This is a genomic window from Saccharophagus degradans 2-40, assembly GCF_000013665.1.
In the GTDB taxonomy this organism is placed as follows: domain Bacteria; phylum Pseudomonadota; class Gammaproteobacteria; order Pseudomonadales; family Cellvibrionaceae; genus Saccharophagus; species Saccharophagus degradans.
The window spans coordinates 1516081-1537120 of sequence record NC_007912.1 but is presented as its reverse complement, the minus strand read 5'-3'; the positions used below and the strand labels follow the sequence as shown (position 1 = coordinate 1537120).

General features: G+C 45.4%; 16 protein-coding genes. 6 read left to right on the top strand and 10 right to left on the bottom strand.

The features are described 5' to 3' along the window. Nucleotides 1-44 precede the first annotated feature (44 nt). The 3 genes from SDE_RS06265 to ectA all read right to left on the bottom strand — a co-directional run bounded on the left by SDE_RS06265 (nucleotide 45) and on the right by ectA (nucleotide 2337). Nucleotides 45-443 (bottom strand): ectoine synthase, encoded by a 399-nt coding sequence (locus SDE_RS06265; protein WP_011467673.1) that lies wholly within the window; start codon nucleotides 441-443, stop codon nucleotides 45-47. Between the two features lie 53 nt (nucleotides 444-496). Then, nucleotides 497-1771 carry a diaminobutyrate--2-oxoglutarate transaminase gene (gene ectB / locus SDE_RS06260; RefSeq protein ID WP_011467672.1) on the bottom strand — a complete coding sequence of 425 codons (1275 nt, stop codon included), beginning with the start codon at nucleotides 1769-1771 and terminating at the stop codon, nucleotides 497-499. A gap of 92 nt (nucleotides 1772-1863) precedes the next feature. Then, the gene (gene ectA / locus SDE_RS06255; protein WP_226986473.1) at nucleotides 1864-2337 is read right to left on the bottom strand and encodes a diaminobutyrate acetyltransferase; all 474 of its coding nucleotides are present in this window, start codon (nucleotides 2335-2337) and stop codon (nucleotides 1864-1866) included. A gap of 453 nt (nucleotides 2338-2790) precedes the next feature. Between ectA and SDE_RS06250 the strand changes: the two genes are divergently transcribed. After that, nucleotides 2791-3294 (top strand): MarR family winged helix-turn-helix transcriptional regulator, encoded by a 504-nt coding sequence (locus tag SDE_RS06250; RefSeq protein ID WP_011467670.1) that lies wholly within the window; start codon nucleotides 2791-2793, stop codon nucleotides 3292-3294. Here SDE_RS06250 and SDE_RS06245 read toward each other — a convergent pair. From SDE_RS06245 to SDE_RS21205, 6 genes are all read right to left on the bottom strand, one after another. Then, nucleotides 3291-4355: an aldose epimerase family protein gene (locus tag SDE_RS06245; RefSeq protein WP_011467669.1), complete on the bottom strand. Its 1065-nt coding sequence runs from the start codon at nucleotides 4353-4355 to the stop codon at nucleotides 3291-3293. The genes SDE_RS06250 and SDE_RS06245 overlap by 4 nt on opposite strands. A 125-nt stretch (nucleotides 4356-4480) precedes the next feature. Further along, complete coding sequence (locus SDE_RS06240) at nucleotides 4481-5020, bottom strand: DUF1566 domain-containing protein (RefSeq protein ID WP_011467668.1); 540 nt, start codon at nucleotides 5018-5020, stop codon at nucleotides 4481-4483. A gap of 63 nt (nucleotides 5021-5083) precedes the next feature. Continuing rightward, nucleotides 5084-5971 (bottom strand): DUF1566 domain-containing protein, encoded by an 888-nt coding sequence (locus SDE_RS06235; protein WP_011467667.1) that lies wholly within the window; start codon nucleotides 5969-5971, stop codon nucleotides 5084-5086. A gap of 101 nt (nucleotides 5972-6072) precedes the next feature. Further along, nucleotides 6073-7311, bottom strand: a complete 1239-nt coding sequence (locus tag SDE_RS06230; protein WP_011467666.1) for a DUF1552 domain-containing protein — start codon at nucleotides 7309-7311, stop codon at nucleotides 6073-6075. A 98-nt stretch (nucleotides 7312-7409) separates the two neighbouring features. Further along, complete coding sequence (locus SDE_RS21210; RefSeq protein ID WP_011467665.1) at nucleotides 7410-10538, bottom strand: DUF1592 domain-containing protein; 3129 nt, start codon at nucleotides 10536-10538, stop codon at nucleotides 7410-7412. Nucleotides 10539-10566: 28 nt separating this feature from the next. Then, entirely contained in the window at nucleotides 10567-11631 is a 1065-nt protein-coding gene (locus SDE_RS21205; RefSeq protein ID WP_049762589.1) for a cellulose binding domain-containing protein, read from the bottom strand. Nucleotides 11632-13096: 1465 nt separating this feature from the next. On the opposite strand from SDE_RS21205, the gene dsbD reads away from it, so the two are divergent. From dsbD to SDE_RS06190, 5 genes are all read left to right on the top strand, one after another. Continuing rightward, nucleotides 13097-14932, top strand: a complete 1836-nt coding sequence (gene dsbD / locus SDE_RS06210; protein WP_158303859.1) for a protein-disulfide reductase DsbD — start codon at nucleotides 13097-13099, stop codon at nucleotides 14930-14932. 28 nt (nucleotides 14933-14960) lie between these two features. Next, complete coding sequence (locus SDE_RS06205; RefSeq protein WP_011467662.1) at nucleotides 14961-15443, top strand: TlpA family protein disulfide reductase; 483 nt, start codon at nucleotides 14961-14963, stop codon at nucleotides 15441-15443. A 103-nt stretch (nucleotides 15444-15546) separates the two neighbouring features. Then, on the top strand, nucleotides 15547-15780 hold the full coding sequence (locus tag SDE_RS06200) for a DUF4266 domain-containing protein (RefSeq protein WP_083762952.1): 234 nt from the start codon (nucleotides 15547-15549) through the stop codon (nucleotides 15778-15780). Beyond that, nucleotides 15771-17186 (top strand): DUF3570 domain-containing protein, encoded by a 1416-nt coding sequence (locus SDE_RS06195; protein WP_011467661.1) that lies wholly within the window; start codon nucleotides 15771-15773, stop codon nucleotides 17184-17186. The genes SDE_RS06200 and SDE_RS06195 overlap by 10 nt, the downstream gene beginning before the upstream one ends. A 19-nt stretch (nucleotides 17187-17205) precedes the next feature. Beyond that, entirely contained in the window at nucleotides 17206-18105 is a 900-nt protein-coding gene (locus SDE_RS06190) for an FAD:protein FMN transferase (RefSeq protein WP_011467660.1), read from the top strand. Between the two features lie 58 nt (nucleotides 18106-18163). On the opposite strand, the gene SDE_RS06185 is transcribed toward SDE_RS06190, so the two are convergent. Continuing rightward, a complete protein-coding gene (locus SDE_RS06185) occupies nucleotides 18164-20743 on the bottom strand; it encodes a glycoside hydrolase family 2 TIM barrel-domain containing protein (protein ID WP_011467659.1) in 2580 nt (859 codons plus the stop codon). Between the last annotated feature and the right edge of the window lie 297 nt (nucleotides 20744-21040).

Sequence of the window (21040 nt, the reverse complement as noted above, 5' to 3'; positions counted from 1 at the left end):
TTCTCCTATTTATTTAAAATTTATGCTTTCAACTAAAGAGAGAACTAGTCAACAATAGCTTCTGCTTCTAATGGATAAGCGCCACTTTCATCGTGCACTTCCTTACCAGTAACAGGAGGGTTAAATACACACGCCATTTTCATTTCTTTGGTTGCCCGCAAAACGTGCTTGTCGTGCTTATCTAAAATATAAATGGTGCCAGGTTTTATTGGGTAAACCTTGCCGTCGGCAAGCGTTTCGACTTCACCCTCACCAGACATACAAAACACAGACTCCAAATGATTTTTATAATGCATTTCGAAATCCGCACCTTCAAAAATGGTGGTGATATGAAACGAAAAACCCATATTGTCGTCTTTCAATAACAGCCTAACGCTTTCCCAGTTTTCACTCGTTACGCGTCTATCTGAAGCTTCCGCTTCGGCCAGTGTTCTAACTATCATACTAATACCCTAACTTTGTTCGATGAATATGAAAAAATGAATGACAATATCAATTACGATACATTACGCAATTTGTCGCCAAGCACTTCGGCAAAAGCCGACTCCACAATATCCAAGCCTGCGTTAAGTTTTTCCATAGTAATAGTTAATGGGCAGAACACTTTGATTACCTGACTCAAGTTACCGGCGGTTTCAATAATTAAGCCTTTTTCGAATGCTTTAGTAGTAATCTCATCGGCAATTTCGCCACTAACAACATCAATACCTTGCATTAAACCACGCCCTTTCAAGCGCGCCTTTGTTACACCGTATTTATCTGCAATATGCTTTAAGCGCTTGGTTACTTTCGCAGATTTTTCGGCAATTTCGTTTTGGAATTTATCATCTTTCCAGTAATGCTCAATTGCGGCTTTGGCTGTTACGAATGCGTGGTTGTTACCGCGGAAGGTTCCGTTGTGCTCGCCTGGCTTCCAAATATCGAGCTCTGGCGACATCAACACAACGGCCATTGGCAAGCCGTAGCCACTGAAAGATTTAGAAAGAGTAATGATATCTGGCTTAATACCCGCTTTTTCAAAACTGAAGAAAGTACCGGTGCGGCCACAGCCAGCTTGAATATCATCCACAATTAACAGCATGTCGTGCTTGCGACACAACTTTTCTAATTGGCGTAACCATTCATCTTGCGCAACGTTTAAACCACCTTCGCCCTGTACAACTTCTACAATGGCAGCAGCAGGTGCATCAACACCACTAGATGGATCACCAATTAATTTGTCGATCATTTTAATAGTGTCTACATTTTGACCGTGGTAACCGCAAAACGGCATACGCGAAACGTTAGCTAAAGGCACCCCGGTTCCATCGCGATGATGCTGGTTACCTGTAGCAGCAACAGCGCCTGCTGTTACACCGTGGAAGCCGTTAGTAAAAGAAACAACGTTTGTGCGCCCTTTTACTTTGCGTGCGAGTTTTAAAGCAGCCTCTACCGCATTCGCGCCTGTAGGCCCAGTGAACTGCATGGTGTAATCTAGCTCACGCGGCTGCAAAATATGGGTGTTAAACGAATCCATAAATTCCGCTTTAGCTTTGGTATGCATATCTAAGCCGTGGGTAACACCATCTTCCATAATGTATTCGACTAATGCTTTTTTAATAACATCGTTGTTATGGCCGTAGTTCAAAGAACCTGCACCTGCTAAAAAGTCGATATAAGCGTTACCCTCTGTGTCGAATAACTCTTCGTTTTTAGCGCGGTTAAAAATCACTGGGAAAGACAGCGCATAACTTTGTACGTTTGATTCTAAATCTTTAAATATGTTTTCCATCACAAACTCCTAATAAATTCGATAAGTTGGTTGGATTAAATTGAATTTGAATTAATTTTTCACTACACAGCTCGAACACTTAAGCTGCCTAACTAAAACGGGCCGACGGTAAACAAAAGCTCGTCGTCGTGCGCGCCATTAAAATGAGTATCTTTGCCAAATAGCATTTCACTGCGAATATGCGTATCGCGTTTATTTGCCAACTTGCGGAATACAGCCTGCGAGGCTTCGTTTCCGGGGCTAATAGTCGTTTGGATAAAGGAGACGCCTGCCAGCGCTTCGCGCTCAAGAATTGCTTCGAGCATACGACCAGCCAAACCACAGCCCCTAGCGGAGGAGTGAACAGCTATTTGCCATACGAAAAGAGTATTGGGTGCAGCGGGCAGAATATATCCAGAAATAAAACCCACCATTTTCTCGCCTTCGAAGGCGGCGGCGGCCGTTTCATTAAAGTGATGACATTGCAACAAGTTGCAGTAGGCAGAGTTGGGATCAAGGGGGGGGCACTCGCTTACGAGTTGATTAAGTGCCATTCCATCCAGCGAACTGGGCTTTCGAATCGTCAATTTTTTCGCCGAACCTGACGTATCAAGCGCGGCGTTAATACTATCCATCTGTAATATTTAGAACCCTATGTAATAAACACGGCAGACATACTAACACAGCACCAAATAACGATCAAATTAGCGCATTATTTAATCTTTACAGCGATTACGCCCCACAATAGCGCGAAAACCACTAAAAACTATAGATAGAACACGATACATTAATAGCTCTATAACACACCTTTACATGTATAATATTTACGACTAAATTACTTTTGACGCCAACAACCGATCAATTTGCGACCTGTCTCACAAATAATGCCTCAACGGTTCAATGGCGCACAAAACAACATCCGTAAGAAAATTAGCTTACAAACAATTTTCGTGAATAATGTGTGGTGAGCTATTGGACTTTATGATCCAATACCGCGATAAAAGCTCATCAAACCAGTAAAAACACAGATCGAAACACCTATGGATAACATTCAAGCCGTGCTAGTTGCACTGCGACGCCTCATTCGCGCAGCCGACATTCACTCCAAGAAGCTAGTAAAAACTTCGGGGCTCACCGCGCCGCAGCTGCTGTTGCTGCAAGCCTTGAAAGAAGGGACAGATATGACTGTTGGCGCTTTGGCTACGCAAATAAATTTAAGCCAAGCAACTGTTACGACTATTATTGATAGGTTAGAGCGCCGGCATTTGGTTACCCGAGTACGATCATCTGTAGATAAACGCAAAGTACATGTTTACCTAACCGATGATGCTTCTGAAATTCTAAAAACAGCCCCAACGGCTTTACAGGAACAGTTTGTCGACCGCTTTTTGAAACTAGAAGTATGGGAGCAAAATATGATTCTGGCCTCGCTACAGCGCGTAGGAGTGATGATGGACGCCGAAGATATCGACGCCGCGCCAGTTCTTGATATTGGAGAACTCGATAGAAAAGACGAAAGCAAACTGAGTAGCGGCGAGCTTTAAACTAACGAAAACTTAAAAATTGTCTGCGATGTGTACTCTTGCCCTGGGTTCAGCTCCACACTAGGGAAATGCGCTTGATTGGGCGAATCGGGAAAGTGTTGAGGCTCCAAACAAAAGCCCGACCTACGCGCAATAACACCATTTTTGCCCTCAAGCTCACCATCTAAAAAATTACCGCTATAAAACTGCAACCCAGGCTCGGTGGTGTATAGCTCTAGCTTTCGGCCGGTTTCCTCACTATATGCACAAGCTGCCAGGCTTAGCTCTTCTGGGCGCGCTTTATTCAACACATAGTTGTGATCGTAACCCGCGCCAAATTGCAGCTGCGGATGGTCGCTTTCGATGCGCGCACCTATTTTAACAGGCGACGTAAAATCGAGGGGCGTATCAGCTACCGGCGCTAATTCACCAGTGGGTATTAAATCGCTATTCACAGGGGTATATCTGTCGGCGAAGATTTGCACTTCGTGGTTAAGTACATCAGGCTCGCCACTTAGATTAAAGTAGCTGTGCTGGGTCATATTCAACAGCGTTGGCGCATCCGTTTTGGCTTTTATAGCCATTGCCAAGGAGTTATCTGCATGCAAACTATAGGTAACCTCTACGGCAACCTCACCAGGGTAGCCTTGATCGCCATCGGCACTTACCAAACTCAACACCAATACAGCGGCATCATCGATGGATTCCGCTCTCGCCTGCCAGAGGCGCTTATCAAACCCCTGCTCACCGCCGTGTAAATGGTTCGGCCCGTTATTTATCGCAAGCTCATACTGCTTTCCCTGCAAAGAAAATTTACCACCGGCAATACGGTTTGCGTAACGGCCAACTAAGGCACCTATATAGGGGCTTTTTTCTAGATACGGCTCCAAATGGCTAAAGCCAAGCGCAACATCAGCGTATTTACCTGCGCGGTCGGACACCTCAATTGACTGAATAATACCGCCAAAATCCAAGATACCCACACGCATACCCGAAGGGTTAGAAAGCTCATATCGAGATACATTTCCACCATCTGGCAACGAGCCAAAGGGGGCTACAGAAACATTAAAATGATTAATCATATGGTAACTCCAACCAGAACAAACCACATTCTAGCTGGAATTTACAGAGGATGTAACAGTTTCAAAATAGGCCTGGCGACTATAAGCCGCCGCAAATAACAACTCGCTAACTGATAGCCAACTTGTTAGTTCGACGAGCGCACTAAACGGATTAGCTTAGGCTGGATACGCTCGTCGTATGTATATGAGCCACTAGCAAAGTCCACAAACCATGAGTAGTGGGTATAGAAGTGGTAAGGGGAAGATGTCCAAACATGACCGGCGGGGGTTGCGGGGAACACTTCACTGTTTATAGATGGTGACGCACACTGAAGCTCCACCAGCGTGTTTAACTCTCTGATATTCGCAAGGCGCCAATCTTTATGACCCGCAAAACCACGCTTATTTACATCTGCAATATGCAATAAAGCCTTGGCCCAATTGAGTTTCACTGCCTCGCCCTGCTCACATTGATCGCCACTTAAGCCCTCAACACATACAGCCCATTGCAACCCGGTTTGAGTATCTTGCACTACACCATTACCTAGCGATTCAAAACGACTAGCTGGAGCAGTCGGTTGAATTTTTTCCGTTTGGCAGATTTGCTCAGCAGAAACCCTTAAAGCCGCAAGCGAACACAAAATACTGCAAACAAATACAGCCGATATATTTTTTAAATTAGTCATTTGTTTTAGTACTCAATAAACAATTAGTTTGCTTAAAGTAATTAAGCCAGCCCTGCCTCGCGCTTAATTAGCGTTTCGCACCAAGCGCACTGTACGCGGGTTGTCTCGGCGCAATGGCGCAGAGAAACCAAACTGAAAACTTATCGCCCATGCAGTGTCTTTACTTCCAATCACAGGCGATATACTCCAGTAATAATCGTTTACGGTATCTGGGAAATAATTCACATCCACCGCAGGACGCGTAGTACCGTAATGCACTAAGCTTTCAAGTTCTGCACGGGTTGGCACTCGCCAATCTTTACTGCCACACAAACTCGCTTCATTTACTCGGCTAACGAATTCCGAAACATTACAATATGTAGCAGGCTGCCCAGCAACATAGCCCGCGCACTGATTATACTCGCTGTTCCAGTTTCCTACGGCGCCGCCATTTGCGGTTACATCACCGTAATACCACATGAATAAATCATCGGCATCATGCAGCCCGGCATTGCCGTATATTTCATCTGCAGGCTCTTTTATTTCCCACATCAAACCTGTAATTGTGTCGCTTACACAGCGCCACTGCTCCGCGTCGGCAGGTAACTGCTCGCCACTTTGCGAAATCTTTTGATAACTAAACGCAGCAAAACCATCGTCATTTTTTTGCGCCTTAGCATCTGCACCTTGCGCGCAATCTTGCGCAGCTAAGATGTCACCCTCTAGCACCTCTCCCTCTGCTAATTTTTCGCTCAGGATTGTTGCAGAGCAATCTTCGTTTATATCAGCAGGGTAATTTCCACCCCATGTAATACCTGTATCGTTTAATTTTGGCTTGCTTACAGCAGGTTTACCTGCAACTGCATGTTCATCTGTTTTTAACTCGGCGTCTTTTTTACCACAAGCCGCAGTTAAGCCAACAGATACGCACACCAAACCACATAAAATTTTCTTTAAGGAAGGATTCAACATAGACACGTCTTTTATCTAAACGAACGAGTTTATTCAACTCAGAAAAAGCGTAAAAAACTGTAATGCGCCTACAAAAACGTAGGCGCACACAGATTGGAGCTTTAGGTAGCAATACCAGAAAGCGTATTGTTGGAATAACCTTGATACGCTGGATGCTGATCTGCGCCTAACACTTGCGCGATAGTATGAATAATATCGTATTGGTTACCACCAGTATTGGTTGCAACGCCACGACGAATTGCATTACCGCCGCCAGAAACAACAAACGGCGCGTTCGCTACGCCATGCGCATTACCGTCGCCCATATCGGTAACGTTCAGCACAATTGTAGAGTCAATTAAGCCCGCATCTCTTAAGCGCTCGATGAGTCGCACAGAATAAGTACTTAACTTGGTACGCGTTTCGGTGTAAGTATCTGAGTTACCACCATGAATTGAACCGTGATAAATATCAGTCCAATTTAGACCCGGCAAAGTAAATTCACCTTGGTGGTTACCCAATGCCAAAGTAACTGAAGACGTGAGGTTACACTGTAACGCTGCAACAATAATGTCGATTTGCAATTCAACTTGCTCATCAAACGTTGCGTACTGCAATGGGAACTGATTTGGTGTAGACGGAGCCGCACAAGAACCAGGATTGCTATTGTTCGCCGCATTTAAACGCGCCTCAATTTCTTCAATAGAAGTTAAATGCGAGTCTAAGCGCTGACGCTCGTAGCTGCCCAACTTATTAGTAAGAGCCGAAAGCGCATCTTTATGCGCGTCGATAACGCTGCCTTTAGCATTACCGCCGCCACCGCCACCACCGTTGCCGCCACCATTACCAAATATAGTACTGAAAGCGTTAAACGGGTTGTCTTGGAATGTTACTTCAGCACCGGCGTCGCGGGTTATAACCCCTTGACCGTTACCATGAACACCAAGCGACAAATATTTGAACGGGTTATTTGCGCCTATGGTTTTACCCATATTCACATCAAAGCTATCGCCACCCCAGCTGTTATTTAGGATGCGGGGCATCATACCGTGACCACCATCAGCAACGGTTACGCCACTAAGAAAGTTACAGTGCTCACGCACACTTTGGTATGGCTGAGACATAGCACCAAACGACGTAAGATTGGCATTTGGATGCCAACGATCTGGGATCGCACCATCTGGCGTGTATACGCAAACTACACGGCTTGGACCTGTTTGCGCTTCCGCTTGACGCGCCAGCATCATACCGGCAACCAATGGAGAAGCGCGCAGTAAGCCCTGTGTTACGCCAGCGCCTGCAAACAACTTAAGCAGGTCGCGACGCTTTTTATCAAATTGATTTTTGTATGGCTTTTTCATGTTATTAAACCTTCATTTCGATTCACACTGACTTAAATGATTTGTTATCACCTAAGCAGGTGCTTTACCGAACTCGTTCGGTAAAGCACTGAGTTTTATTAACGCGCCCACGCTTTGCGGTAACGTACCGCTTGCATGGAACCCATGCCTTCCAGCATTGCTCGCGGACTTTGCTCTAACATAGTGCTCGTCAGGTTTTTAACTTCACAGGCATAGCCATCCCGTTCTGCAGGAACTAGCTCGTTGCCTTCTGGATTATCATCCAACCCTTCTACACCAACGCCCACGGAATAACGGAACAAGTTTTGTGGCAAACAAGACTGCGCACTTGGCAAGGTAGTCAGTAACGCACCTAAACCTTGAGTACCGTTAAAGTTAATAAAGACGTCTTTATCGTTGAGGTTTTCTGGCGCGTACAATTGACCGCTTGCATCAATAGTATTGCCATTTAGATCCGTCACACGACGCGTACCAACCGCAGTGAAATCTTCCATACCAAAGCCGAGAGGGTTAATCCACTCTTGGTGACAAGTAGCACAAGTTTCACCTGATGTTAACAGCTCATAACGCTCACGGTTAGTCGTAGTAGGATCTGCCAACGCCTCGTGGAATTCGTCTGCAGCGTTTTCACGACCGATGTTTACGTTGCCAGGGGGATCTGGTTGATCCTGACAAAGCATACGACGGCGTACGCGCACAGAACGACGAATTGGTGAAGACTCTACACTTTCACCCCAGCGCGCCATAAACGCACCGTTCGCCAAAATGCCACCGCGATCGGTAGTTGTTACTTTTTGGAATTCATTACCGCTTACACCGTTAATGCCGTAGTGTTGCGCCAATGGTCCGTTCACGAAGGTATAGTTAGCGTTGTAAACCGAAGCAAAGCTTTCAGTTGGCTCTAACATTACGTACGAGAACATTTCGCGTATTTCAGTTTGTAAATGCGGAATTAACGCATCAAAACCAGGCCATACAGAAGCATCTTTAGGTGCGTTTGCAATGTGGTCAGTACCTAACCAGCTAGCAACGAAGTCACCCATTTTTTGCTTCGCACCAGCACCTTCTAACAAACGTTGAGCTTCGGCGCGAATTTCCGCGTCTGTGCGCAACTGATTGTTTGCAGCTTTTTGCATAGCAATTGCATCTGGTGTGGTACCGGCATAAGTGTAAGACAACCAAGTAGCCATTTCATAAGACGTTAATTCAAACGCGTCAGAGTCGATAGCATTGTTATTTGGATTGGCTTCACCAAGCTCGTGTCTATATACAAATTGCGGAGAAGAGAACAAGCCTTCCATCGCAAGTTGAATACCCGCTTTAACATCACCGTTGGTAGCGCTGCCGTTAGCAATCGCCAAGTAAGCCGCAGCTTCATCGCTAGAAAGCGCGCGTCGGAATACTTTTGGAGCGAAGTTGTTAACAAACTGATTCGCACAGGTTTGGTTAAAGTTAGTGCCACAAGTTAATGCACCCGCAAAGTTTCTGTCAGCAGACCACTGCGCGATTTCTTCAGCTACTGTGAGATACTGATCGTAAACCGTTGGCACAACCACTTTGGTGGTGTTATTAACGAAGTAACCAATAATGTTATCTTCTGCTAAGCCGCTTGCTACGTTGTAATCAATACCAACTAAGTCTTCAACAGAACGTTGATACTCAGCTTTGGTAAGTAGCTTCAACTGACGAGCACCGTAAGTAACAGTGTCACAAGCTAATTCTGGCTCTGGCTCACCGCCGTTCCAGAAAGTAGTTTGAATATAACCACCAATTGCTTCCGCACACTCTTGATCACAGTTATCCGCTTCGCCTGGAGGCATGCGAGTAACAATGGTGTTCAGCATAACGGTTAAATCGCGCTCAGTATTCAAAGCAACACCAACTACACCACCGCTAGCGTCATCACCGTGACAGCTTGCGCACTTAGCTTGATAGTGCTCTTCGCCAGTCAATGGTTCTGGGTTAGGGTTGGTAGTAGCTACAACAGTTGCAACTGGCGATGGCGCAGAAGGCACACCGTTGTTCAATGCAATCACTTTGTAGTCGTAGGTGTCTTCTTCTAACAGAAGATCATCTAACAAAGTACTGTTCGCGTTAACTTCGGTCAGTCTTGACCAGTAACCGGTTGACGCTTCACGACGACGAACCAAAAACTCGGTTTCGTTATTGCTTGCATCATTCCAGTTCAACGCGGCAATACCACTGCTTTCTGTGAAGTCTGCAGTTAGAGACGTTGGCGCCGCAGGAGTAGCAGGAACAGCAACCGCATTAGTTACTTGCGGGTCTGCAGCATCGAAGTCTAAACGGAAGTAAACAGGTACCGTCTGACCAATACTTGAAAGACTAGCCAAGGCTCGCAAAGACTCTACACCGCTTACCAAATCAAAATCGGCAGCCTTAATTAAAATAGGCTTAGACGTTGATACGGTTAAGTCGGTAGCGCTAGTTTTAACAACCAACACTTCAGCCTCAACCACTGCTTGTACACCGTGTAGTGTTAGCGTGCCACCAAGCGTTTGCGTTTGAGCATCGCCAACCGCCAATGCAGACAGTGAAGCCATATCTAGCTGAACACTGTAGTACAGAGTAGGAAGGAAAGCTGTTTCAAACAATACATTGCGGAAGCGCTCGTTGCGTATATCAATGTTCGTTTCTGCACTGTTTAAGTCTATAGCAAGCGTTGCAACGCCATCGCTATCAACTGTTGCGTTGTAGGCAGTAAACGTTTGAACTTCGGCAACGTGCTCTTTTTTAACAGTTACAAAGCTAAACACTGAATCGGCTGAGTTTAACTCCCACACAGCGCCATCAGTTGGCTCTGGGTTAGGATTGGGATTAGGGTCAACAGCTCCACTACACGCTTCACCATTTAGGTAAAACTCTGTGGGAAAGTTTTCGCTCCAACCGCTTACGGTAAAACCGAAGCTAAATTGACCGCCAGTACCAACACTGCCGTTATAGCCAGCATTGTTAACGGTAACATTCGCACCAGTTTGCGAAAGCACGCCATCCCATAGGTTGTCTATATTTTCGCTGCCGTTAAATGTCCAGCTTAACTGCCAGGCATTTAAAGCAGGGCCGTTATTTACAACGGTTACCGCTTGCTGGGCACCGGAGCCCCAGCTATTTACCGCTTCGTAGGTTACATTGCACAAATCAGCTGCAGATGCAGCGCCAGCAATTGAGAAACCTAGCGAGAGCGCTGAAATCTTGAATATTTTTTTCATGACTTATTCTCTTTAAGCTTCGTTAGGTTTAAGGCGCTTCGTAGAACAAAACAAAATCCACTGGCACCGTGGTGCTAATAACATTTAGGCTCGCGAGATTACGCAATGTCTCGATACCCGCCTCAAGCGAATAATCGGCTGCCTTTATTAATAGTGGAGATTGGTTCTGAACCATAATGCGAGTTGCCGATAAGCGCTGTACATTTAGCTGCGTATCGATAACGCCTGGCACACCGTGAAGATCCAAAGTTGCGGATACATCCACCAGCATATCTTCGCCCACGGCTAAACCTGCTACTGCGGCTAGATCTACAGGCACAGTCACGGTTGCTACAGAATAGGTTGCAGTCTCAAACAGGTAATCGCGCATACGTCCGTTGCGCACGTCTATACCTGTGTTCACACTGTTAAGATCGATAACAAGTTGTGCCTCACCCGCAGTACTAATACCGCCAGAAAGCACGTCAAAACGGTGTGTTTCAAGAACGTGAGTTTTCTTTGAGCTAACAAAGTTTAAGAAAGATGCAGTCGCATCTAATGAATAGGCCAATTCTGGCTCTGGCTCTGGCTCTGGCTCAGGTTCTGGCTCAGGTTCTGGCTCAGGTTCTGGCTCAGGTTCTGGCTCAGGCTCAGGTTCTGGCTCTGGCTCTGGCTCTGGCTCTGGCTCTGGCTCTGGCTCTGGCTCTGGCTCTGGCTCACCAGGGTTACTACAATTTACGCCGTTCAAATACACATCCGGCAACTGCCCTGAAGGAGAGTTAATATTAAACCCCACTTCTGCGGTGGCACCGGTATTTAGCTGGGCATTCCACGACAGACTATCAACAATCACACTTTGAGAGCTTTGGGTGAACATGCCATTCCAAAGGTTAGTGATTTGCTCGTTGCCAGAAAAAGTCCATGACATTTGCCACCCGTTTATGGGGGCTCCAGTGTTAGTAACTAATACTTTGTGCGTAGCCCCTGCACCCCAGTCGGACTCTACTCGATAGTCCACACTACAAGTGCTTTGTGCAAAAGCAGAAGACGACAACGTCCCCATACTTACGGCTAGCCCGGGTATCAGCACCAAGTTTATTGCTGCTCGCTTCACGGTTATTACCTCTTTGCTAGGTTTATAACAGGTGAGAAAACTGCTTCCCATCCCAATAATTAAACAAATTAACGCGGCTCGGTGTGCAAAGATTAGTTGCCAATATTTTCACATTGACAAAGTAAGTAGCAGTACCGACCTTCGTTGACACGCTTGGCGGACGCAAAGGAAACCTAAGAACACAACAGTAACAACTTAACAATCAACAAGTGCTAAATAACAACATTCAAACGACAGCAAGTAACTTCTTATGCACACGTCAGGCATGCTGAACAGTTTTTGGGTACAACTTTCCCGCGATTCAAACCTAATTACACTTATTGGACTACGTTAGTTTTTACAGTTGCCTTTCGGCGGTGGATACGGTGCGTCTTTTACAAACATGATATTTTTTGCCAGCTATTTTGCTGACTGCTTTTTTGTTAAAAACAAAAATTTTACTAATTGTTAGTACACAAAGCGTATTTTATTATTTTCGAAAAGCGGGCCCGAGAATAATTACCTACCGGTTGCTATTAACATGACGCCACTTAACCAATTTAACCAAGAACAAACTCCAGCCCGCCTCACCTTAGAATCCACTTAAAGTACCTATAGGCGTGTCCGAACTACGGCGAATTTTATCACTTAGTGTCAACCAGTTAATAGCATTGCAGGTGAAATGACAGTGAAATTTGCGAGTTAATTATCAAGTAGACTATGTCACTACGAATTTTTGAATGTCCGTCGCAAAAAGACATCAAAAGGCGTTGTAATTTTCATAGAGTTAAAATATTGTTTAAATTACATGCAAGTCCGATCTATAACATATTTCGTTTTAGAATCACGAACTTACAATGTAATAACAAAATTGCAGAAGCATTACCTTTTGCAAACAACAAAAACGAAAAAGTCACTACGGACCGTGATGCACGTCACACTTACCCAAAGTGACAAAGCCGGCACTATAAAATATTAATCTTAACAACCGCCGGCAAATGTTATATCCCGCGAATACAAGTCGGGAGTAATAAACGTATTAATCAATCATGTTTCGAGGATTACCTATGACCCAGATTATCATCCACGCTGATTAATTAACACTCGGCGCTAAAACGTACTTAATCCAAATCGTACCTGACAGCCTTATTCGGCTGCCAAAGCCTCGCTGTGCATATTCGCAACAGTTGGGTCGTGTTTTATCTCTTTTAGGCAGCTAATTACCGCCTATTGATTTGAGCACTCACGGTACATTTAGTTTGGTTTATCGAACCACCCTGAGCATGCACCACTTGCTCAGCGAAATGGCACGGCGAACGTTAAAGCGCGCGGGAATACGTAACCTAAATTTTAACCAACTAACACCACCAGCGTTCAGACTTTTGTTACTTAACACTCTGATGATTAACCCGTGATAAACGAGCGAGCAACAACGATGTATACTTCAATTCTACGCCTAACCCAAGCAACAATAGCGTGCCTGCTTTTGACATTGCTATCGCCAGCATTTGCTGCTGATGGTAACGCAGCGCAGCAACTCAGTTCCGATGAGGCATTCATCCCCTCTATCGAATTAACCGAAGAAGGTCTACTGGTTGCCAGCTGGCAAATCGCTGACGGCCACTACATGTACAAAAACAAGTTCGAATTTAAAGTTGCCTCAGGTGATTTTGTCGAACTAGGCAATGTAAGCTTCCCTGAAGGCATAACCAAAAACGACAAGTATTTTGGCACTCAAGAAGTGTATAAAAAACACGTTACTTTAGAAGTGCCTGTGGGCGCTTCTGCTCTGGGCGACTTTAGCGTTCGCGTTAAGTATCAGGGTTGTGCAGAGCAAGGCATATGCTTTGCGCCAAAACGCAAAACTTATGAATTCACAGCCAACAGCATTACGTCACTACCTACTAGCGGTAGCGCAATTGCAACAGCCGGCGAAATAAGCCAAACAGGTTTAGGCGCCTCATCTGTAGTGCAAACCGAAGAAAGCAGATTAACCACGCTGCTTAAAGAAGGCACCATTTTAACCATTATTGGCGTTTTCTTTTTAGGCGGTCTTGCACTTACCTTCACCCCTTGCGTACTGCCAATGATTCCAATTTTGTCTAGCATTATTGTTGGCCAGAAAAAAGAACTCAAAAAGACAGAAAGCTTTGCCTTATCGTTATCTTACGTAATTGGTATGGCGACTACCTACGCAACACTAGGTGTAATTTTAGGTGTGGCGGGTAACAACGTAATTGCTTACCTACAAAACCCATACGTAATAACCACTTTTGCAATTTTGTTTGTATTGCTTTCGCTTTCTATGTTTGGTTTGTACGAGCTACAACTGCCTTCAGGCATTCAAAACAAACTTAACAATTTAAACAATAAGCAACAGGGCGGCACTTATATCGGTACGCTTATTATGGGTATTCTTTCTGCCCTAATCGTATCACCTTGTGTATCTGCTCCACTTGCTGGCGCACTTGTTTACATCAGCACCACCCAAGGTGGCGCACTAATGGGCGGTACCGCACTCTTCTCTCTAGGTATGGGTATGGGTACACCGCTTCTTATAATCGGTACTGGTGGCGCTCACTTAATACCTCGTGCAGGCGGCTGGATGGACGGCGTAAAAGCTTTCTTCGGCGTAATGCTACTGGCTGTTGCCATTTGGTTCTTGGATCGCATCCTACCTTCACAAGTTACTCTTGCACTTTGGGGCGCATTACTTCTTGGCTCTGGTGTATTTATGGGCGGCTTGGATTTCAGCAGCCAGCAAGGTTGGGGACAATTCAGAAAAACCGTTGGTTTTATCTCGGTACTGTACGGCACACTAATGTGGATTGGTGCAGCTAGTGGCGCAACTAACCCATTACAACCATTACAAAACCTAGGCTCTACAACAGTGGTTGCGCAATCTGGTCAACCCTCTGTAAAAGAAAAATTTGTTAAGGTTTCTACCCTAGAAGAATTAGATGCAGAGCTAGCCATTGCTCGCGAAAACGGCCAGCCAGTGCTGTTAGACTTTTTCGCTGACTGGTGCGTATCATGCAAAATAATGGAGCATGAAGTATTCCCATCACCTTCAGTTGCCGCGCAATTAGATAACTTCTATTTAATTAAAGCCGACGTTACAGACGATTCTCTTTTACTAGAGCATTACAACCTATTCGGACCACCCAGCTTATTGTTTTTCGATAACAGTGGTAACGAAATGAGCAACTTCCATATTCGCAGTGAAATTCACGCGAAAGAACTTGCTCCACATTTAGAGTCTGTAATTCAAATTGTTCAGCAAGCACAGCCCGCAGCGGTTGAAAGCCTAGCTAAAAACTAATTGCCACTTAACTATCAAGGAATCGCAAATGAAAACATTTATTAAACAATGCACACTTGCCCTCTCCGTTGGCCTTTCCAGCGCCCTATTAAGTGCTACAGCGTTTAGCGAAGGCACTATGCAGGGCGAAGCTGCTCCTCCTATTCCAGGGCTTGAGCAATACAAAGGTAAGCCAGTGCTTATCGATTTTTGGGCTTCTTGGTGTGAGCCATGCCAAGAATCTTTCCCTTGGATGAATGAAATTAAAGCTCAGTATCCTGACCTTGAAATTATTGCTATCAATCTAGATGAAGAAAAAGCTACTGCAGAAGCGTTCTTAAAGAATAACACTGCAGACTTTAAAGTGATGTTTGACCCAGAAGGCGTGCTAGCCGAAAAATATCAAGTAGATGGCATGCCCAGCTCCTATCTTGTAGACCGAGATGGCAACATTGTTAAACATCATGTTGGTTTCTTCGCAGATAAGAAAGGCGATTACGAAAATGACATTAAAAAGGTGTTAGATAAGTAATTCGCTGGTAGCTAATTACCTTTGAAGCTGCAACACCTATAGCGCTTAGGGTTCCTAAGCGCTATACCCCAACACAGACTCTATTTTCGATTACAGATGTACTATGAAAATTACAAGAACAAGAATAATACTCATATTGTTTTTAATGCTGCCAGTTTTTACTAGTGGCTGCTCAAAAATGGGCGTTAAACCTTGGCAAAAAGGCACCATTGCTAAAGAGTCCATGCAATTAGATCACTCCCGACTTCAATCCGCATTTGACGACCATATTTACTACGCGCGCGAATCATCTACTGGTGGTAGTGGTTTGGGTGGAGGTGGCTGCGGATGCAACTAGATTCTAATTTTAAGCAACGCGACAAAAAACACAGCAAGAAAAAAGATTTAACTAAATTACTTTCAGCTGCAACATGCACCCTACTCGCAAGTACCGCTGCTACGGCAAATACAGAAAGTAGCAGCGCTGAAAAAAGCGTTGTGTTAGGCCATAAATGGTCAACTCAAGCTGCTGTTCTTTCATACTCTGAAGATGGCCGCATCAGCGTCAATCAGGGCTTGTTGAAATTAAAAGGCAAAAGCGACAAGAGCATCGTCACTTTAAAAATGGGCTACGATGTTGTATCTGGGCCATCAGAAAACGGGGCTGCCCCAAGCCCTACTGCGCAGACGTTTACCAGCCCATCGGGCGCTGAAGATTACCAAGTAAACGCAGAAGAATTACCGTGGTACGAAATTATTCGGCATCCGCGTAAAGATATATCTATAGATAAAAGCACTATTTTAAACAAGGCATACACCTTTAATATTGGTGCTCGTTATTCTACGGAGGCTACCTACGATTCGCGTAGCATCAATTTTGGTATTGTGCGCAATGCTAACAAAAAGAATACGCAGTTTTCTTTATCGGCCTCTTATGAAGATGCTGCCGTAACGCCCTATGGCGGTGTTGTTACACCACGCTCTACGGTATTAAATCGCGGCCAGTTCAGCTCGGAAGAAGAGTTTATGGCCGCCTGGCGAGCACAGCGTGCAAATGGCGCCAGCACAACCGGGTTGGTGGGCGGTATTACCAGCGAAGATAACACCACCGAAAACAAAACCGTGTGGGGCTTGGTAGCAGGGGCCACTCAGGTTGTAAATAAAGATACGCTAGTACAGTTTAATTACAGCTATGGCGAATCGAGCGGTTATCAAAATGACGCCCAAAAAATGGTGTCGATTATTGATACCGACGGTTTAGTCACCAGTAATATCTACGAAGCTAGGCCCGACCATCGCGTTAAACAAAGCGTTTACGGCAAAATCAAATACAGCACCAGCAAGTCAACAGTACTGGATGTAAACTACCGCTACTACTGGGATGACTGGGGCATTTCGTCGCATACACTGGCGGCGGGCTATCAAATAGAAATAAGCAAGCGCTTTAAAATAGAGCCGCAATTTCGAATATACAAACAGTCGGATGCGGACTTTTTTAGGCACAGTGTTTTCGAAGAAAACAGCAATCCAGACGACCTCCCCATGTACCTAAGCGCAGATTACCGCTTAGCTGCAACCACAAACTACACGCTGGGTGTAAACTTCGATTACCACTTGAAAAATAAGCATGTTGTTTCTGTGCGATTGGCTACCTACACCATAAACCCAGAAGAAGACAGCCAATACAAACGCGGCTACTTAAACACCGTAAACGTATTACCCAGTATTAATTCAACGGTGGTGGCGCTATCCTACGAGTTTTAACAATGCGGGAACTATCGCAATGGGCTCGACGGATACGCCGATTACATTTCTACGCAACCAACAAGCTTGGGTAGGCTTATTTAAGCTAATGGCTTCAGAGTGCGAAATACACATTCGCACCTCTGAAGCCAGTTTCGCGCAAAAAACCATCACCCAAGCCTATCGTGAAGCAAAACGCATAGAACAACATTTCAGCCGTTATATTACCGGCAATGCGCTCCATACCATTAATAATTCACCAAACACTCCCATTACGCTCGACACCGAATATTGCGAGCTGCTCAACTATGCGCTTACGCTTTACGATATTAGCGACGGCATGTTCGACATTAGCTGCGGGGCATTGCGCCACCTTTGGCGGTTTAACACCACTGAGCAACAACCACCCACACAAGCGCAACTAGACGCCGCACTTAGCAATATTGGTTTAAATAAAATACATTGGTCTGCGCCACAGCTTACCCTGCCCCAAGGCATGGAGCTCGACTTTGGCGGTATTGGTAAAGAGTATGCGGTAGACAAGGCTGCACAAGTTATACAGGGTTTTTTTGACGGCGAGTATCTCGTAAATTTTGGCGGCGACTGCTACTGCAAAGGCTCGGCGGAATCCCCTTGGACCATTGCAGTTGAATCAATCAACTCGCCAGCCGATGCAACAAACAACACCGTAACATTACTGGAAGGCGGCGTAGCCACCAGCGGTACCACCAAACGCTTTTTCACTTCGGGCGGCAAACGCTTTGGCCATATTCTTAACCCTAAAACCGCCCGCCCAATAGCACATGCGCCTTTATCGGTTACCGTTGTGCACCAAAGCTGCCTTTCGGCTGGCGCACTAGCAACCCTTGCCATGCTAGAAGGTAAAGCCGCAGAGCAATACCTTCAAGAGCAAGAGCTTATCCATTGGGTTTTACGTTAACCCAGTATGAATGCAAGTGCGGCACGCCCAGCTCGCAGGCACTAGCCGTGTAAACCATTTACTGCACAGATCCCATTATTTTTGTGCTTACAGCTTTTTCAAGGTCAATAGTCTTTATTGCCGCAGCGCCTAGTGGCGGTGTAGTCGCGCTGGCTTTAGCGCGCACAATAAGTAATGCCTTACCTTCACTTGTTCGCAGCCTTGTGCTTTTATAGCGCTCCATTCTAGATGTACGACCGTTATCTGTGCCAAGCAACTCTAATTCATCTGCAAGCTCGAATTCGATAACTACATCTTGATGGCTAACTGGCCTGCCTTTTTTATCGACCAATTGCACTTCTACGTGCGCTACGCTTTCGCCATCTAGCGGTAGCTTTTTGTGATCAATGGTATGCGAAACAGCGACAGGGTTCCCTGCCGTTTCTATTTTTGCCAAGATAGAACACTCCCCTACTCCCTTGGCAGTTAATGCACCAGCAGAAAAAGGCACAGCCCACTTTAAAATTCTATCTGGGTTATCTGCTAACGATTGCACTCCCAGAGAACGGCCGCCTAAAAACAGTTCAACCGAGGGGCAATTGCTAAGCACCTCAACGATAACTAACTCATTTTTGTTGTAGTTCCAATGGCGATTCACATCCTGCCAGCCCCACACACGATATTGCCAATCGCCAGGTGTTTTCTCGACTACCTTTTGTTTACCGTCACGCTTATATAACGATTTATCTTCAGTTTGGGTTGTTATAGCTATATATGGTTCGTCACTCCACAAAGTTCGGTACAGGCTGTAAGCAGGGGTTTCAAAACCGGCTAAATCTAGCATCCCACTGCGCACGGCCTTTCTTGGCCAAGCGCCATGAGCCTCGCCAAGGTAGTCCACACCCGTCCATAAAAAAGTGCCAGAAATAAATTCTCGCTCTATCACCGCCTTCCACTCGTGCCACTGCACTACGTTTTCGGTTCCCATTATCGGCTTATCTGGGTATCGCTCGTGGCCGTAGTCATAAATAACTCGTCTATAACTGTAGCCAACAACATCCAACGCATTGGTGTAGCCAGAAATATGGCTTACTGACGGCAGAATTAAATTAGCCGTAACCGGGCGAGTAGTATCCAATTCTTTTACCCAGCTAGCTAACTTAGCTGCCGTTTTCGCCAATACGTACTGCCCCGGCTCACTTTTATGAAATCGACCTTTAATTTCTTGCTCGCTAATAAAAGGTGGGTTGTAAAAATAATTACCGGATGCGTTCATATCAAAATAGCCGGTTGCCTCTTTATAGCGCGGGTACGTCCACTCTATTTCGTTACCGATGCTCCACATAAAAATGGAAGGGTGATTGCGATCGCGCTTTACGGCTAATTTGAGGTCTTCTTCGGCTTCTTGTTGAAAGTAGTCGGCGTAGCCCCGACTAATTCTGTCGCTGTGCCGCTCCCATTGATTTAAGCGCTTATCTTTAGGGTTGTCCCACTCGTCAAAGATTTCGGCCTGCACTAAAAAGCCCATTTCATCGCATAGGTTTAAAAACTCTTCAGAGGCAGGGTTGTGTGCAGTTCGAATTGCATTTGTACCTGCACGTTTTAGGCTCTCCAAACGACGACGCCATACATCTTTCGGTACGGCAACCCCAACGGCGCCAGCATCATGGTGCAAGTTCACCCCTTTTATTGCCGTATTAACACCGTTTAAATAAAAACCCGTTTTAGGGTCAAAATAAATATCCCTCACTCCAAATCGCGTGTCTAGCCTATCAACTATGTGCTCACCCTGCCGAATAGTGATTCTAGCGGTGTAGAGTGCTGGCTGTTCGGGGCTCCACAATCTTGGTGAGTTAAACGCAATATTTTTTTGGAATACACCTGCTTCACCCGCTGGTATCGTCTCAGTTGACTGCGCTCGCCCCACCTCTTTCGCGTTAGCATCTAATATTTTTGTTTCTATAACAAACTCAGCCGGTGCTGCCCTTTTGTTATTTATCTCAATAGCCAACGCCACCTCGGCGCGCTCTTTAGTTGCCACGGGGGTTTGCACATACACGCCCCAAATAGGAATGTGTAACGGATCGACAGCAACCATGGTTACATTGCGGTATATCCCCGCACCGGGATACCAACGGCTATCTATATAGCGACTGCGGTCCACTCGCACAGCCAATACATTTTCGCTACCCGCCGTTGCAAGCTGCTCGGTTATGTCGAAATAAAAAGGCGTATAACCGTTGATGCGCCCTCCTATTTTTTTACCGTTTAACCAAACTGTAGAGTGGTTGTAGATACCATCAAACAATATATAAAAACGTTTAGAGCTTTTGTTTTGCGGCGTTACAAAATACTTTCGGTACCAACCAATTCCCCCAGGTAAATACGCTGTTGCACCATCCAGCGTTGGGTCAAAATCATGCTCAATACTCCAGTCGTGCGGCAAGCGCAAATTTCGCCAACCGCTGTCGTCATAAGTGGCTTCACTGTATGTGGGGTTGTCTCCCAACTTAAATAACCAACCGAAATTAAAATTATACTCACGGCTGGGGGCGATAGTTTGCAAGCTAGCATCACTGTTTTTATCAGCAGGCATAGCAAAGCCCACACTAGAAAATAGAGCTAAAATTAAAAAATATGAGGTAATTCTTAAGTCCATGGGGTAAATCCGTTCCGGCACAGAAAAAGCAACCGCTTTATAAACAATTATTTTTTATGTATCAGCTGTATGCGCGACACAACAGGTTGAGGTTTAGACTTATAGCTAAACGGTTTTTGCCTTTACAATAGGCCAAGCAAACTTATTGCTCGGCCTGCGTTTGATAAAAAATAGCGATGGGGTTGAGGTAATTGCATACGGTAGTTGTATGCGGTTGTGATACGCATAAATTTCATAGAAATTCACCGCATATAACATCACCCCACCCCATGCAACGCCTAACACTGCGTAAATAAG